This window comes from Actinomadura sp. NPDC048032 (assembly GCF_040653175.1).
Taxonomy (GTDB): domain Bacteria; phylum Actinomycetota; class Actinomycetes; order Streptosporangiales; family Streptosporangiaceae; genus Spirillospora; species Spirillospora verrucosospora.
This window is the reverse complement of record NZ_JBEZJP010000180.1, coordinates 1-14,520: the sequence shown is the minus strand read 5'-3', so window position 1 is coordinate 14,520 and position 14,520 is coordinate 1. Positions and strand designations below refer to the sequence as shown.

Genomic DNA, 14,520 nt, shown 5'->3' with positions numbered 1-14,520 from the left:
GGCCCGGACGCCGCCCGGAGCAGGTAGTCGGAGGCGTTGAAGGTGTCGGGCGGGACCGGTGCGGTCGCCGTTCCAGCACTGAACGTGACCAGCCGGAGCCCTCATGCATACCTCCGACGCCCGGATGCTCCGCGGCGCCGCGATCCCGACGTCGGTCGTCGGGGTGGGTGCCGTAGTGATCGGCCTGCTGACCGCGGGCGCCAAGGGCGCCCTCGCGGCGGCGCTGGCCTCCGTCGTGGTGATCGCCTTCTTCTCGGTGAGCGCGCTGGTGGTCTCCTGGGCCTCCCGCCTCTCGGCGCAGACGATGATGCTGGCCGCCCTCGCCAGCTACGCGGTGAAGATCCTCGCGGTGATGGTGCTGGTCACGGCCATCGACGGCGTGTCGATCTTCAACACCCAGGTCTTCGGCTGGACGGTCATCGGGCTCGCGCTGCTGTGGATCGGAGCCGAGTTCCGCGTCGTCCTGCAGCGGAGGCCCTACATTGACGACCCCGAGAACGTGCTGGACCGGAGTCCGTGATGAAGCGCTCGCGGACGGTACCGGCCACCATGACGGACTACTCCAATATGACCACCGCAGGCATGGCCTGCTATCGTCCGGAGCGCGATGAGCGAGCAGAAACGCCGGCCGGAGGACGGCCAGCGGGAATTCGCCGACGCCGCCTGGTCCGTGCCCAGCTACCTCCTTTCCGGGATGCTCATCTGGGGCGGTCTCGGGTGGCTGCTGTCCAAATGGACGCACCAGACCTGGCTGGTCCCGATCGGCCTGGTCATCGGCGTCGTGCTCGCCGTCTACCTGGTCTACGTGAAGTTCGGTCGCCACTCCTCCTGAGCGGCCCCGCCGCCGAGGAAGCCTTCGTGAAACATCACCACATTGATGAAGGGAACGCCGCGTGAACGCGCTGACGGTCCTCGCCTCCGGCGGAGAAGAGTTCCAGGCCCCCGGACCGGAGCTGTTCGACTTCCCGCCCCTGTTCGCCGGCGGCCCCGCGTGGCTCACCAAGCCGGTCGTCTTCGCGGTCGTCGGGTCGCTGGTGATCTGCGTCTTCTTCTGGAGCGCCTTCGCCAAGCCGAAGCTCGTGCCGCGGGGCGTGCAGAACCTCGGCGAGGTCGGCTACATGTTCGTGCGGGACGAGATCGCCCGCCCGTTCCTCGGCAAGAACACCGACCGGTGGATGCCGATGCTGATGTCGATGTTCTTCCTGATCTGGGTCTGGAACATCTTCGCGGTGGTCCCGATCATCCAGTTCCCGATCGCCTCGCACATCGCGTTCCCGATCGTCCTGGCGCTCTTCGTCTACATCATCAAGATCTACCTCGGGCTGCGGCACCAGGGCATCCGGTACTTCTCGAACATGATCCCCAGCGGCCTCCCGCTGCCGGTCTACTTCCTGCTGGTGCCGATCGAGTACCTCTCGACCTTCGTCCTGGCCCCCTTCACCCACGCGGTCCGGCTCTTCGCCAACATGTTCGCGGGCCACACGATCCTGGCGTTCTTCAGCCTGGTCGGCTTCTGGTTCCTCTTCGAGAAGCCCACGGTCGCCGGGTTCGGCGTCGGCATCATCGGTGTGATCGTCACGATCGCCATGACGGCGCTGGAGCTGCTGATCCAGTTCCTGCAGGCGTTCCTGTTCACCATGCTGGCCGCCATGTACATCTCGAGCGGCCTGGAAGCGGACCACTAAGACCCGCGGGGCACGCGACGCCCCGGCTCCGCGGACCCCATCGGACAACCTCGTAAGCCCAGACCGGCGGAGCTTCCGCCGGCCGACAGAAAAGGGAAAGAACATGGGAGACCTCGCTGCCCTCAGCGGTAACGTCACCTCGATCGGTTACGGCCTCGCGGCGATCGGCCCGGGCATCGGCGTCGGCATCATCTTCGGCCAGGGCGTGAACGCGATCGCCCGCCAGCCCGAGCTGACCGGTGTGATCCGCACCAACATGCTGCTGGGCTTCGTCCTTACCGAGGCGCTCGCCCTGATCGGCCTGGTCGCGCCGTTCATCTTCCAGGGCATCAAGTAGTAGCCGTCCGAACCTGAGGAAGGGCTGCAGACATGATCACAGCAGCTTCCGTCCTGGCGGCGGAGGAGAACAACCCTCTCATTCCGCACCCGTTCGAGCTGGTCGTCGGCATCTTCTCGTTCCTGGTCGTGCTGATCGTCCTCGGCAAGATCCTGACGCCGCGCATCCAGCAGACGCTGGAGGAGCGGACCGAGGCGATCGAGGGCGGCCTCCTGCGGGCCGAGCAGGCGCAGAAGGAGGCCCAGCAGGTCCTCGAGCAGTACAAGGCCCAGCAGAAGGCGGCCGCGGTCGAGGCGTCGAACGAGCGGCGCAAGGCCGAGGAGCAGGGCGCGCAGATCATCGCCCAGGCCAAGGAGCAGGCCCAGGTCGAGGCGCGCCGCATCGTCGAGAACGCCAAGGCGCAGATCGAGGCCGAGCGGCAGCAGGCGCTGCAGTCGCTGCGCGCCGAGATCGGGGCCATGTCGGTCGAGCTGGCCGGGCGCGTCGTGGGCGAGTCCCTTGAGGACAGCGCGCGGCAGAGCCGGGTCGTCGACCGGTTCCTCGAGGAGCTCGAGGAACGCGCTCGCACCCAGGAGCAGATCACATCATGACCATCACGGGAGCGGTGAGCAGGGCGTCGCTGGCCGAGGCCAAGGAACGGCTGGAGGCCGTGATCCCCTCCGCCGACCTGGCGCGGCTCGGCGGCGACCTGTTCGCGGTGCTGCACCTGATCGACCGCGAGCACGGTGTGCGGCGGGCGGTCTCCGACCCGTCGCGCGACGGGGCCGAGAAGGCGCAGCTCGTCCAGATCCTGCTGGAGGGCAAGGTGTCGCCGGCCGCTCTCGGGCTGGTCGCCGACGTCGCCCGGCTGCGCTGGTCGACGCCGTCGGAGATGTCGGACGCGCTGGAGATCCTCGCGGTCACCGCCGAGGCGGCCCGCGCCGAGGCCGCCGGCCGCATCGACGACCTGGAGGACGAGCTGTTCCGGTTCTCCCGGGTCGTCGAGGGGGAGCCGGAACTGCGCGGCGCCCTGGCCGACCCCGGCCTGCCGGCCGAGCGCAAGACCGGGCTGGTCAACGCGCTGGTGGACGGCAAGGTCACCGACGCGACACTGGCGCTGCTCACGGAACTCGTGCTGCGTCCGCGAGGACGTAGCCTGGAAAGCGGGCTCGCCGACTACGGCAAGCTGGTCGCCCAGCGCAGGCAGCGGCTGGTCGCCCTGGTCCGCTCGCCGGCGCCGTTGTCGGCGGCGCAGCGGACCCGGCTCGCCGCGGTGCTCGCCGCCGCCTACGGCCACGAAGTACATCTGAACATCGAGATCGACCCCACCGCGATCGGCGGCCTTTCGGTCCAGATCGGGGACGAGATCATCGACGGCACGATCGCCGGACGGCTGGACGACGTCCGCCGGCGGCTCGGCACCGGCTGACCCGCCGGCTAGCTGACCCCATAGGGAGCAAGAGAGGAATCATGGCGGAGCTGACGATCCGTCCGGACGAGATCCGGAACGCGCTGGAGCGCTTCGTCCAGTCGTACGAGCCCGAGGCCGCCGCGCGCGAAGAGGTCGGCACCGTCGTCGATTCCGGCGACGGTATCGCCCACGTCGAGGGCCTGCCCTCCGCGATGGCGAACGAACTCCTTGAGTTCGAGGACGGTACCCGTGGCCTGGCTCTGAACCTGGACGTGCGTGAGATCGGCGCCGTTGTCCTTGGCGACTTCAGCAAGATCGAAGAGGGCCAGAAGGTCCGCCGGACCGGCGAGGTCCTCTCGGTCCCCGTCGGCGACGGCTTCCTCGGCCGCGTCGTGGACGCGCTGGGCAACCCGCTGGACGGCAAGGGCCCGATCGAGACGACCGAGCGCCGCGCGCTCGAACTGCAGGCCCCCACGGTCGTGCAGCGGCAGTCGGTGAGCGAGCCGCTGCAGACCGGCATCAAGGCCATCGACGCGATGACGCCGATCGGCCGCGGCCAGCGGCAGCTGATCATCGGTGACCGGCAGACCGGCAAGACGACGGTCTGCGTGGACACGATCATCAACCAGAAGGAGAACTGGGAGTCCGGCGACGAGAAGAAGCAGGTCCGCTGCATCTACGTCGCGATCGGCCAGAAGGGCTCCACGATCGCCAACGTCCGCCGCTCCCTGGAGGAGGCCGGCGCGCTGGAGTACACCACGATCGTGGCCGCTCCCGCGTCCGACCCGGCGGGCTACAAGTACATCGCCCCCTACACCGGGTCCGCGATCGGCCAGCACTGGATGTACCAGGGCAAGCACGTCCTGATCATCTTCGACGACCTGTCGAAGCAGGCCGAGGCCTACCGCGCGGTGTCGCTGCTGCTGCGCCGCCCGCCGGGCCGCGAGGCCTACCCCGGTGACGTGTTCTACCTGCACTCGCGCCTGCTGGAGCGCTGCGCGAAGCTGTCGGACGACATGGGCGGCGGCTCGATGACGGGTCTGCCGATCATCGAGACCAAGGGCAGCGACGTGTCGGCCTACATCCCGACGAACGTCATCTCGATCACCGACGGGCAGTGCTTCCTGGAGACGGACCTGTTCAACCAGGGCGTCCGGCCGGCGATCAACGTCGGCATCTCGGTCTCCCGGGTCGGCGGCGACGCGCAGATCAAGGCGATGAAGACGGTCGCCGGCACGCTGCGCCTGGCGCTGTCGCAGTTCCGCGACCTGGAGGCGTTCGCCGCCTTCGCGTCCGACCTGGACGCCGCCTCGCGCGCCCAGCTGGAGCGCGGCGCCCGGCTGGTCGAGCTGCTGAAGCAGCCGCAGGGCAGCCCGTTCCCGGTCGAGCAGGAGGTCGTGTCCGTGTGGGCGGGCACCTCCGGCGCGCTGGACGACGTCCCGGTGGCCGACGTCCGCCGCTTCGAGCGCGAGTTCCTCGACTACATCGAGCGTGAGGAGGGCGGCCTGCTGACCTCCATCCGCGAGACCGGCAAGCTGTCCGACGACGGCCTCACCAGCCTCAAGAACACCATCACGGAGTTCAAGAAGGGCTTCCAGACCAGCGAGGGCGAGCTGCTCGCTGAGGAGCCCGTCGAGGCGATCGACGACGAGGACGTCAAGCAGGAGACGATCACCCGCGTCAAGAAGGGCTGACGGCCATGGCCGCACAGCTTCGTCAACTCCGGCAGAAGATCAAGACGGTCAAGTCGACCGCCAAGATCACTCGTGCCCAGGAGATGATCGCCACGTCGCGGATCGTCAAGGCCCAGCAGGCGGTGGCGGCCTCCAAGCCGTACGCCGACCAGATCACGCAGGCCCTGACCGCGCTGGTGAGTCACAACGTCGGGATCGACCACCCGCTGCTGGAGGAGCAGCCGGCCGACAACCGCAGCGCCGTGCTGATCATCACGAGCGACCGCGGGTTCTGCGGCGCCTACAACGCCAACGTCATCCGCGAGGCGGAGTCGCTGATCCAGGCGCTGCGGGACGAGGGCCGCGAGCCGGTTCCCTACGTCGTCGGCAACAAGGGCATCACCTGGTACCGGTTCCGGGGCCGGGACGTCGCCGAGACCTGGAACGGGTTCAGCGACCGCCCCGACTTCGGCAACGCCGAGCGGATCGGGCGGCGGCTGGCCGAGGACTTCCTCAAGACCGACGCCGAGGGCGGGGTCGGGGAGATCCACGTGGTCTACACCGAGTTCGTCTCGATGCTGACGCAGGCCGTCCGGGTCACCCGGCTGATGCCGCTGGAGATCGAGGAGACCTCGGAGACCGAGGCCGCCAAGGTCCCGCCGGCGTACGAGTTCGAGCCGTCCGCCCAGGCCGCGCTCGACCTGCTCCTGCCGAACTACATCGAGAGCCGCATCTTCCACATGCTGCTGCAGTCGGCCGCGTCCTTCCAGGCGTCGGTCCGGCGGGCCATGAAGTCGGCGACCGACAATGCCAACGAACTGATCGGGGTCTACACGCGCCAGATGAACCAGGCGCGGCAGGCGGCGATCACCCAGGAAATCAGCGAGATCGTCGGTGGCGCTGACGCGCTCGCCGATTCTGGCGGGGAGTGAGAAGGGTATGACTGCTCAGGTAGAGACGGCGACCGCGACCGGGCGCGTCGCCCGTGTCATCGGCCCGGTCGTCGACGTGGAGTTCCCCGCCGACGCCATTCCGGAGATCTACAACGCCCTCAACGCCCAGGTCACCCTGGGCGGCGAGGAGAAGACCCTGACGTTCGAGGTCGCGCAGCACCTCGGCGACAACATGGTCAGGGCGATCTCCATGCAGCCGACGGACGGCCTCGTCCGCGGCGCTCCGGTGTTCGACTCGGGCGAGTCGATCATGGTTCCGGTCGGTGACATCACCAAGGGCCACGTGTGGAACGCCCTCGGCGACGCGCTGGACGTCCCGACCGCCTCGCTGGAGGTCAACGAGCGCTGGGGCATCCACCGCAGCGCTCCGCCGTTCGACCAGCTGGAGTCCAAGACCGAGATGCTGGAGACCGGCATCAAGGTCATCGACCTCCTGTGCCCGTACGTCAAGGGCGGCAAGATCGGTCTGTTCGGCGGCGCGGGTGTGGGCAAGACCGTCCTCATCCAGGAGATGATCCGCCGCGTCGCCCGCAACTTCGGCGGCACCTCGGTGTTCGCCGGCGTGGGCGAGCGCACCCGTGAGGGCAACGACCTCTGGGTGGAGATGGACGAGGCGGACGTCCTCAAGGACACCGCGATGGTGTTCGGCCAGATGGACGAGCCGCCGGGCACCCGGCTGCGGGTGGCGCTGTCCGCGCTGACGATGGCGGAGTACTTCCGCGACGTGCAGAACCAGGACGTGCTGCTGTTCATCGACAACATCTTCCGGTTCACGCAGGCCGGTTCGGAGGTCTCCACGCTGCTCGGGCGCATGCCGTCCGCGGTGGGGTACCAGCCGACGCTGGCCGACGAGATGGGCGTGCTCCAGGAGCGGATCACGTCGACGCGCGGTAACTCGATCACCTCGATGCAGGCGATCTACGTTCCCGCCGACGACATCACCGACCCGGCGCCGCACACCACGTTCGCGCACCTGGACGCCACCACGACGCTGTCGCGGAGCATCTCCGAGAAGGGCATCTTCCCGGCGGTGGACCCGCTCGACTCCACCTCGCGGATCATGGACCCGCAGATCCTGGGGAACGAGCACTACGAGGTCGCCCAGGAAGTGATCCGGATCCTGCAGAAGTACAAGGAGCTGCAGGACATCATCGCGATCCTCGGCATCGACGAGCTCTCCGAGGAGGACAAGGTCACCGTCCAGCGGGCGCGGCGCATCGAGCGCTTCCTGTCGCACCCGATGTACGTGGCCGAGCAGTTCACCGGCCAGCCCGGTGAGACGGTGCCGAAGGACGAGACGATCTCCTCGTTCAAGGCGCTCGCGGAGGGCAAGTACGACCATCTCCCCGAGCAGGCGTTCTTCATGTGCGGCGGCATCGAGGATGTCGAGAAGAAGGCCAAGGAGCTGGAGAAGTAGTCCGCTCCGGCGGGCCGCGCCCGGGCTCCGCGCCCGGGCCGGCCCGCCGGATCCGCTCCAGTAGTCGGAGGGAAAGACGTGGCAACCCTGAAGGTCGGGCTGGTCTCGCCGGAGCGCGAGGTCTGGTCCGGCGAGGCCAAGATGGTGGTCGCGCAGACGATCGAGGGCTCGCTCGGCATCCTGCCGGGGCACGCCCCGGTGCTGGGCGTCCTCCTCGACGGCAGCGTGGTGAAGATCGAGCCCGCGGACGGCGGTGCGCCGGTCCTGGCGGCGGTCGGCAGCGGGTTCTTCTCCGTCGCCGCCAACGAGGTGTCGGTGCTGGCCGAGCAGGTCGAGCGGGCCGAGGAGATCGACGTCGACGAGGCCAAGCGGTCGCTCGACGAGGCCCTGTCCGCCGAGGGCGAGGACGCGACGCCGGAGCGGCGCGCCCGGGCGCGGCTGCGCGCGGCGGGCGTCGAGGCCTAGGTCCGGGCGAACGGCGGGGGACTTGGGCGAGCACCTGGCACTGGACGTCGGCGGGGTGCTCGCCGTGCTCGTCCTGGGGGCGGCGCTGCTGTTCGCCTCCATGGCGGTGCGCCGCTGGCTGTTCACGCGCGGCGGCGGCACCGTGGAGTGCAGCCTGCGCGAACTGCCCCGGGAGGGCGGAGCCCCCGGAGTGTGGAGGCTCGGCATCGGCCGCTACAAGGGCGATGTCCTGCACTGGCACCGCGTGTTCGGTTTCCGCAGAAGGCCCCGGCAGGTGATCCACCGCCGGGGCCTCGTCGTGTCCAACCGGCGCGTCCCGGACCGGGAGGAGGCCGAGGGCCTGCTGCCGGACGTGAGCGTCATCGAGGTCAGGGACGGCGACCTCGTGGTGGAGCTGGCGATGGGCGCTGCGGCCCTGACCGGGTTCCTGGCCTGGCTGGAGGCGGCTCCGCCGGGCTTCCCGGTCGACCTGCACTCCTCCGAATGAGGGGACGGGCGGGCGCGATCGGGGGCGGCCGGGCATGAGCTGGTAAGACCCCGGTATCGAATCGGCCTGGCCGTGCCGCCGCTGCTTGAGGCGGCCGGGGCGCGGGGTGAGGATCGCGCTGGTCCGCTCCCTTCTCCGCCCGCTGGAGTGCACGTGCGCATGCTCCTCACCGGCCGCAGGCATCCCGCCGTCCGCAGGCTCGCGTTCGGCACGGCCGTGGCGCTGCCCGCCCTGTTCCTGCCCGCCGCCCTGCCGACGGCCGGGGCCGCGCCGGCGCGTCCCGATCTCGCCGCGCTGGTCACGCTGGGGGACATCAGGCCCCACCTGGCCGCGTTCCAGGAGATCGCCGACTACAACGGCGGCGACCGGGCGGCGGGGAGGGCCGGCTACGACGTGTCCGTGCGGTACGTCACCGGGCGGCTGAAGAAGTACGGGTTCTCGCCGAGGGTGCAGAAGTTCACCTATCCGTACTGGCGGGAGCGGACGCCCGCGGTGTTCGCGCGGACGGCGCCGTCCAAGGCGTCCTACAGGCGGGAGGCCGACTTCCTCACGCTCGCGTACTCGGGTTCGGGCGATGTGACGGCGCCGGCGGCGGCGGTGGACGTCCCGTCCAAGGGGGAGGGGACGAGCGGCTGCGAGGCCGGTGACTTCAAGGGCTTCGCGAAGGGCTCGATCGCGCTCGTCCAGCGGGGGACCTGCACGTTCGCGGCCAAGGCCGCCAACGCGCGGGCGGCCGGGGCGTCCGCCGTGGTGATCTTCAACAAGCCGGGGGAGCGGGGACCGCTGAACGGGACGCTGTCGCGGCCGGCCGCGGTCCCGGTCGTCGGGCCGACGCACGCGGTGGGCGCCGCGCTGGTGAGGGCCGCGCGGAAGGGGGGCCTGAAGCTGCGGGTCAGGACCGACGCCGTGCACGGGAGGCGGGCGTCGGCCAACGTCATCGCCGACACCCCGCAGGGGCGGGCCGACAACGTCGTGGTCGCCGGCGCGCATCTGGACAGCGTCCCGGCGGGCCCGGGGATCAACGACAACGGCACCGGCGCGGCCGTCCTGCTCGCCGTCGCCGCCAAGATCAAGCAGCTCGGCCGGGACGGCCTGCGCAACCGGGTGCGGTTCGCCTGGTGGGGGGCCGAGGAGGAGGGCCTGCAGGGGTCGGAGCAGTACCTGCGGTCGCTGCCCGTGTCGCAGCGGGCGCGGATCGCGCTGAACCTGAACTTCGACATGCTCGGTTCGCCGAACGGCACCCGGGGCGTCTACGACGGCGACCACTCGACCGGCGCGGGCACGCGGGCGCCCGCCGGGTCGGGGGCGATCGAGCGGATGTTCCGGCAGTACTTCCAGGGCCGCCGCCTGCCGGTCACGGAGAGCCGGTTCGACGGGCGTTCCGACTACGGGCCGTTCGTCGAGCGGGGCATCCCGGCGGGCGGGATGGACACCGGCGCCGAGGGAGTGAAGACCGCCGCCGAGGCCAAGGTGTTCGGCGGCAGGGCGGGCAAGGCGTACGACCCGTGCTATCACGCGAGGTGCGACCGCCTGAAGAACGTCAACCTCAGGATGCTCGACAGCAACGCCGACGGGATCGCGCACGTGCTGCAGCACCTGGCCCGGACGACGGTCGCGGTGAACGGCGGCGCCCGCTTCGGCCCTGCGGCCGTGGACCCGTCCTACGCCCTGCTGTGGCAGGGCCCGTACCTGCTGCGTTGACGGCGGGCGGGCCCGGCCGGCCCGGCGTCACACCGAAGGGAACCCGAAGTCTTCGACCGGGGTGGCGGGGCCCGCGTTGTGGACGGGCCGCTCGGGATCGGTCATGCACTCCGCGAAGGGGCCGTCGGGGGCGCGGAGGCGTGCGAGCGTGGGGTCGAGATGGTCGCGGTGCCAGGTGCTCGGGCCGGTGTGCCCGCATCCCGGCGAGTCGGTGAGCCCCTGCCAGGCCATCCAGAGGGCGTGGAGGCGGGCGAGCGCCTCGGGATGCTCCCACCAGCGCGAGCACCACGGCCGGAGCGGGCTCACCTGGGTGACGTAGACGGGGACCAGGAGGACGTTGACCCAGGTGGCCATGGTCTCCAGTTCGAGGGTGTGCTCAGGGCCGTCCAGGTACAGGAGGAAGGTCGGCACGACCGGGCCTTCCTCCTCCGGCCGGCCGGCGGGGTCCTCGGCGTCGATCGACGCGGGCGAGGCGAGCCGATCGCGGAGTCCCTTGATGACCTCCGCGTGCCTGGCGAGACCGTGACCGTGGATCTCGACGACCGCGCGCAGGTCGGCGAGGTCCTCGGCGAGGCCGTCGGGTGAGTCGGTCATGATGCGTCTCCATCGGGGCTACTGGCTGCGAGCGCCATGGATGACCGTCCGGAGACCGTGGACCGAGTCAAGTTCGGCGTGACCGTTAGTCCGGTATGACGGTGATGCCCTAGTTTGGCGTCACGGCGATGTCGCCGTCGCGCGTGCGCAGGTCGAGGCGCCGCGCGGACCGCGAGTCCTGGCGGACGCCCGGGTCGATCCGCCTGGCCCCCTGGGCGGACAGCGAGATGGCGTACCCCTCCTCGCCCGGCAGGCGCAGCCGGATCGGGCCGCTCCCGGCGACGGCCCGGACGTCGGCGGGCGGCGAGTCCAGCCGCATCGTGATCTCGCCGTCGTCGCTCCGGGCGGTGATCCGGTCGGCGGCGAGCCCGTCCAGGGTGATCGAGCCGCTGCCGGTGCGGAGGTCGGCGACGCGGACGCGCCCGCTCACCTCCATCCGGCCGTCGGACGCGCGGGCCTTCAGCCGGTCGGCGGTGAGGTTCCCGGCCGTGACGGCGCCGCTGCCGCTGCGCAGGTCGGCGGTGGCCACGCGGCCCGTCACGCGCACCGCCCCGTCGTCGGCGCTGATCGACACCGTCGCGGCCCGCAGGTCCGTCGCCCTGATCGCGCCGCTGGCGCTGCGCAGCCGCACCGTCCCGGCGAGGCCGGACACCTCGATCGCCCCGTCCCCGCTGTCGACCTGCACGGGCGTGCTGCGCGGGACCTGGACGCGGTAGGAGACCCCGCACGCGGAGAACCCCATCACGTTCCGGCCGCACGAGGACGACAGGGCCAGGGTGGAGCCCTCGGAGACGTGCCGTGCCTTCGGCCTGTTCTTGTCGTTGGACCAGCGCAGCCGCTCGGTGATCCTGATGCCGGGGGAGTCGGACGCGGTGACCTCGACCCGCCCACCGTGCGCCCTGATCCTCAACCCGGTGGTGCCCGCGGGCGCGGAGTAGGAGTGGTCCTGCTGGTGCCGGCCGACGCTCACGTTGCCGCAGCCCGTCAGCGCCGCCGCGGTCAGCGCCGTGGCGGCCGCGGCGGCCGTGGCTGTCAGAGTCCTCACGTGGTCTCTCCCCGTCGTCGGCGTACGGCCCGTCAAGGGCAAGCCTGCTCCAGGCGCGGCGGCGCCCGCCAGGAGGGGAGCCGGTCAACCGGGGGTGGGGTTAGCCCCACCCCCGTGACGCCTCAGCGCTCGCCGCCGGGCTTCCACAGGACGTCGCCGGTCTCGGCGTTGGCGACGCGGCAGAGGATGAACAGCAGGTCCGACAGCCGGTTGAGGTATTTGGCCGTCAGCGCGTTCACACCGCCCTCGGGCGTGTCGCCGGCGTCGCCGTGGGCCTCGATCGCGGCCCAGGCGGACCGCTCGGCCCGGCGCGTCACCGTCCGCGCGACGTGCAGGAGCGCGGCGCCGGGCGTCCCGCCGGGGAGGATGAAGCTGCGCAGCGTCGGAAGATCGGCGTTGTACTCGTCGCAGGCCTCCTCCAGGCGCTCGACGTAGGACGGCTCGATGCGCAGCGGCGGGTACTGCGGGTCGGGGACGACGGGCGCGCACAGGTCGGCGCCCACGTCGAACAGGTCGTTCTGGACGCGGGTCAGCAGCGCGACCAGCCCCTCGGGCAGGGATCCGAGCGCGATCGCCGTGCCGATCGCGGCGTTGGCCTCCTCGACGTCGGCGTACGCGGCGAGGCGCGGATCGGTCTTGGACGTGCGGGACGCGTCCCCCAGCGCGGTGGTGCCGTCGTCTCCCGTGCGGGTGTAGATCCGGGAGAGCACGACGGGATTGTCCCTGTTCTTCGCCATGGGGGCAGCCTAGCCCTGCCGCTGGCAGAAGCCCGTTCGGTAGGGTTTCGGAAAGACCTCGGAGGCCGCCGTGTACGACTACATCATCGTGGGAGCGGGCAGTGCGGGCTGCGTCCTGGCCGCCCGCCTGACCGAGGACCCCTCCGTGAAGGTCCTGCTGCTGGAGGCGGGCCCGCCCGACGACGCCCCCGAGATCCACATCCCTGCCGCGGTGGCCGCGCTGATCAAGGGCCCGTACGACTGGGACTACGCGACCGTCCCGCAGGAGCACGCGGCCGGGCGCAGCGTGTACTGGCCGCGCGGGCGCACGCTCGGCGGCAGCTCGTCCACCAACGCGATGATCTACATCCGCGGGGCCCGGCACGACTACGACACCTGGCGCGACTCCTACGGCTGCGAGGGCTGGGGCTACGAGGACCTGCTGCCCTACTTCGTCCGCGCCGAGGACCAGCAGCGCGGCGAGCTGCCCTACCACGGCGTCGGCGGCCCGCTGCGCGTCGAGGACCTGCGCTACCGGCATCCCCTGACCCGCGCGTGGGTGCAGTCGGCCAAGGCGTACGGCCTCGCCGCCAACCACGACTTCAACGGCGCCGACCAGGACGGCGTCGGCTTCTACCAGGTCACCCACAAGCGCGGCCGCCGCTGGTCGACCGCCGCCGGCTACCTGCACCCGATCGAGCACCGCCCGAACCTGACGGTCGTCACCGACGCCCTCGCCACCCGCGTGGTGATCGAGGACGGCCGCGCCGTCGGCGTCCGCTACGAGGCGCGCGGCGAGACGATGTCGGCCCGCGCCGAGGCCGAGGTGATCCTGTCGGGCGGCGCGGTGAACAGCCCGCAGCTCCTCATGCTCTCGGGCGTCGGTCCCGCCGACCACCTGCGCTCCCTCGGCATCGACGTCCTGGTCGACTCCCCGGTGGGGCAGCGGCTCCAGGACCACCCGTTCGTGAACGTCATGTTCGCCACGCCCCGCACCAAGCCCCTCTGGGAACTGGCGAACGCCCGCTCCTTCGCCCTCTACCAGGCCCTGGCGCGCGGCCCCTACGCCTCGAACGTCGCCGAGGCCGGGGGGTTCGCCCGGACGGTGGAGGGCCTGCCCGCCCCCGACCTGCAGTACCACGTCCTGCCGACCCCGTTCGTCAACCAGGGCCTCACCGACTCCTCCGAGCGCCTGCTGTCGGTCATGGTCACCGCGGTGGCGATCGCGAGCCGCGGGGCGCTGACCCTCCGCTCCGCCAGCCCCCATGCCAAGCCGCTGATCGATCCCGCCTACCTCGCCGACAAGGCCGACCTGGACATCCTGGTCGCCGGCGTCCGGCAGGCCCGCGAGATCGCCTCCACCGGGCCGCTGGCCTCCCTGATCGGCGGCGAGTGGGCCCCCGGCGAGCAGGTCGACTCCGACGAGGCCATCGCCGACTTCGTCCGCCGCGAGGCCGCGACGCTCTTCCACCCCACCAGCACCTGCGCGATGGGCGCGGACGACTCCGTCTGCGACACCGAACTGCGCGTCCGGGGCGTCGAGGGCCTGCGCGTGGTCGACGCCTCGGTCATGCCGGCCGTCCCGCGGGGCAACACCAACGCCCCGACCATCGCGATCGCCGAACGCGCCGCCGACCTGATCCGGGGCCGCGCCCCCCTCGCGCCCGCGGGCGCCCGGAAATGAGGAACGCCCCCGTCGGAGACGACGGGGGCGTGGCCGCTGGGACGCAGGCTGCGGGGCTCACCGCTTGAGCGCCTTCACGATACGGGCGCGGCGGCTGTTCTTCCCCTCCGCCCGCAGCACTCGTACGCGGTCCTCGATGACGACCTTCATGAACTCCTGGCTGAACATCCGCTTCTCCTTGTTTCCCGCCGGGCCCTCTCGGCCCGACATGTACAAGGTTCGTCCTAAGGCCCCACCCTGAGCATCGGGACGACGCCCTATCTAGGCATGCCTAGGACGCCTTAGACCCGGCCGTCCCGCCGGCAGGACCGCGTAGGACGCTCAGACGCGTCCGGGCGGCCCGGGTATGGACAGGCGGAGCGCGATGTGTCAC

The 14,520-nt window shown here is 71.0% G+C and carries 16 protein-coding genes; 13 read left to right on the top strand and 3 right to left on the bottom strand.

Annotation, left to right across the window (positions count from 1 at the left end):
- The first annotated feature begins 103 nt into the window (after positions 1-103).
- The 12 genes from AB0C69_RS22845 to AB0C69_RS22790 all read left to right on the top strand — a co-directional run bounded on the left by AB0C69_RS22845 (position 104) and on the right by AB0C69_RS22790 (position 10,108).
- Positions 104-520 (top strand): hypothetical protein, encoded by a 417-nt coding sequence (locus tag AB0C69_RS22845; protein ID WP_353831727.1) that lies wholly within the window; start codon positions 104-106, stop codon positions 518-520.
- Between the two features lie 87 nt (positions 521-607).
- On the top strand, positions 608-832 hold the full coding sequence (locus AB0C69_RS22840) for an AtpZ/AtpI family protein (protein ID WP_185027641.1): 225 nt from the start codon (positions 608-610) through the stop codon (positions 830-832).
- Between the two features lie 61 nt (positions 833-893).
- On the top strand, positions 894-1,685 hold the full coding sequence (atpB, locus tag AB0C69_RS22835; protein WP_345182604.1) for a F0F1 ATP synthase subunit A: 792 nt from the start codon (positions 894-896) through the stop codon (positions 1,683-1,685).
- A gap of 103 nt (positions 1,686-1,788) precedes the next feature.
- The gene (atpE, locus tag AB0C69_RS22830; RefSeq protein WP_089310093.1) at positions 1,789-2,022 is read left to right on the top strand and encodes an ATP synthase F0 subunit C; all 234 of its coding nucleotides are present in this window, start codon (positions 1,789-1,791) and stop codon (positions 2,020-2,022) included.
- A 32-nt stretch (positions 2,023-2,054) separates the two neighbouring features.
- Positions 2,055-2,612: a F0F1 ATP synthase subunit B gene (locus AB0C69_RS22825; protein WP_345182602.1), complete on the top strand. Its 558-nt coding sequence runs from the start codon at positions 2,055-2,057 to the stop codon at positions 2,610-2,612.
- Positions 2,609-3,430: a F0F1 ATP synthase subunit delta gene (locus tag AB0C69_RS22820; RefSeq protein ID WP_360356631.1), complete on the top strand. Its 822-nt coding sequence runs from the start codon at positions 2,609-2,611 to the stop codon at positions 3,428-3,430. Before AB0C69_RS22825 ends, AB0C69_RS22820 begins: the two co-directional genes overlap by 4 nt.
- 41 nt (positions 3,431-3,471) lie before the next feature.
- Positions 3,472-5,106, top strand: a complete 1,635-nt coding sequence (gene atpA / locus AB0C69_RS22815; protein WP_360356629.1) for a F0F1 ATP synthase subunit alpha — start codon at positions 3,472-3,474, stop codon at positions 5,104-5,106.
- A gap of 5 nt (positions 5,107-5,111) precedes the next feature.
- Positions 5,112-6,017, top strand: a complete 906-nt coding sequence (locus AB0C69_RS22810; RefSeq protein ID WP_360356626.1) for a F0F1 ATP synthase subunit gamma — start codon at positions 5,112-5,114, stop codon at positions 6,015-6,017.
- 7 nt (positions 6,018-6,024) lie between these two features.
- Positions 6,025-7,455, top strand: coding sequence for a F0F1 ATP synthase subunit beta (atpD, locus tag AB0C69_RS22805; protein WP_345182593.1), 1,431 nt, complete (start codon positions 6,025-6,027; stop codon positions 7,453-7,455).
- Between the two features lie 78 nt (positions 7,456-7,533).
- The gene (locus AB0C69_RS22800; RefSeq protein ID WP_360356622.1) at positions 7,534-7,920 is read left to right on the top strand and encodes a F0F1 ATP synthase subunit epsilon; all 387 of its coding nucleotides are present in this window, start codon (positions 7,534-7,536) and stop codon (positions 7,918-7,920) included.
- A gap of 22 nt (positions 7,921-7,942) precedes the next feature.
- Positions 7,943-8,407 carry a DUF2550 domain-containing protein gene (locus AB0C69_RS22795; protein ID WP_345182589.1) on the top strand — a complete coding sequence of 155 codons (465 nt, stop codon included), beginning with the start codon at positions 7,943-7,945 and terminating at the stop codon, positions 8,405-8,407.
- A gap of 159 nt (positions 8,408-8,566) precedes the next feature.
- On the top strand, positions 8,567-10,108 hold the full coding sequence (locus AB0C69_RS22790) for a M28 family peptidase (protein ID WP_360356636.1): 1,542 nt from the start codon (positions 8,567-8,569) through the stop codon (positions 10,106-10,108).
- A 27-nt stretch (positions 10,109-10,135) separates the two neighbouring features.
- Here AB0C69_RS22790 and AB0C69_RS22785 read toward each other — a convergent pair whose 3' ends face one another.
- The 3 genes from AB0C69_RS22785 to AB0C69_RS22775 form a co-directional block, all read right to left on the bottom strand.
- Positions 10,136-10,702 (bottom strand): DUF4913 domain-containing protein, encoded by a 567-nt coding sequence (locus AB0C69_RS22785; protein WP_360356619.1) that lies wholly within the window; start codon positions 10,700-10,702, stop codon positions 10,136-10,138.
- Positions 10,703-10,811: 109 nt separating this feature from the next.
- On the bottom strand, positions 10,812-11,747 hold the full coding sequence (locus tag AB0C69_RS22780; RefSeq protein ID WP_360356617.1) for a DUF4097 family beta strand repeat-containing protein: 936 nt from the start codon (positions 11,745-11,747) through the stop codon (positions 10,812-10,814).
- Positions 11,748-11,869: 122 nt separating this feature from the next.
- A complete protein-coding gene (locus tag AB0C69_RS22775) occupies positions 11,870-12,484 on the bottom strand; it encodes a cob(I)yrinic acid a,c-diamide adenosyltransferase (protein ID WP_345182583.1) in 615 nt (204 codons plus the stop codon).
- A gap of 70 nt (positions 12,485-12,554) precedes the next feature.
- On the opposite strand from AB0C69_RS22775, the gene AB0C69_RS22770 reads away from it, so the two are divergent.
- The gene (locus AB0C69_RS22770; RefSeq protein WP_345182581.1) at positions 12,555-14,147 is read left to right on the top strand and encodes a GMC family oxidoreductase N-terminal domain-containing protein; all 1,593 of its coding nucleotides are present in this window, start codon (positions 12,555-12,557) and stop codon (positions 14,145-14,147) included.
- Positions 14,148-14,520 lie beyond the last annotated feature (373 nt).

Coding starts and splice junctions, on each gene's coding strand:
- atpA (WP_360356629.1), top strand. CDS start 3,472: ATGGCGGAGCTGACGATCCGTCCGGACGAGATCCGGAACGCGCTGGAG.
- AB0C69_RS22790 (WP_360356636.1), top strand. CDS start 8,567: ATGCTCCTCACCGGCCGCAGGCATCCCGCCGTCCGCAGGCTCGCGTTC.
- AB0C69_RS22840 (WP_185027641.1), top strand. CDS start 608: ATGAGCGAGCAGAAACGCCGGCCGGAGGACGGCCAGCGGGAATTCGCC.
- AB0C69_RS22820 (WP_360356631.1), top strand. CDS start 2,609: ATGACCATCACGGGAGCGGTGAGCAGGGCGTCGCTGGCCGAGGCCAAG.
- AB0C69_RS22825 (WP_345182602.1), top strand. CDS start 2,055: ATGATCACAGCAGCTTCCGTCCTGGCGGCGGAGGAGAACAACCCTCTC.
- AB0C69_RS22845 (WP_353831727.1), top strand. CDS start 104: ATGCATACCTCCGACGCCCGGATGCTCCGCGGCGCCGCGATCCCGACG.
- AB0C69_RS22775 (WP_345182583.1), bottom strand. CDS start 12,484: ATGGCGAAGAACAGGGACAATCCCGTCGTGCTCTCCCGGATCTACACC.
- AB0C69_RS22785 (WP_360356619.1), bottom strand. CDS start 10,702: ATGACCGACTCACCCGACGGCCTCGCCGAGGACCTCGCCGACCTGCGC.
- atpE (WP_089310093.1), top strand. CDS start 1,789: ATGGGAGACCTCGCTGCCCTCAGCGGTAACGTCACCTCGATCGGTTAC.
- AB0C69_RS22810 (WP_360356626.1), top strand. CDS start 5,112: ATGGCCGCACAGCTTCGTCAACTCCGGCAGAAGATCAAGACGGTCAAG.
- atpD (WP_345182593.1), top strand. CDS start 6,025: ATGACTGCTCAGGTAGAGACGGCGACCGCGACCGGGCGCGTCGCCCGT.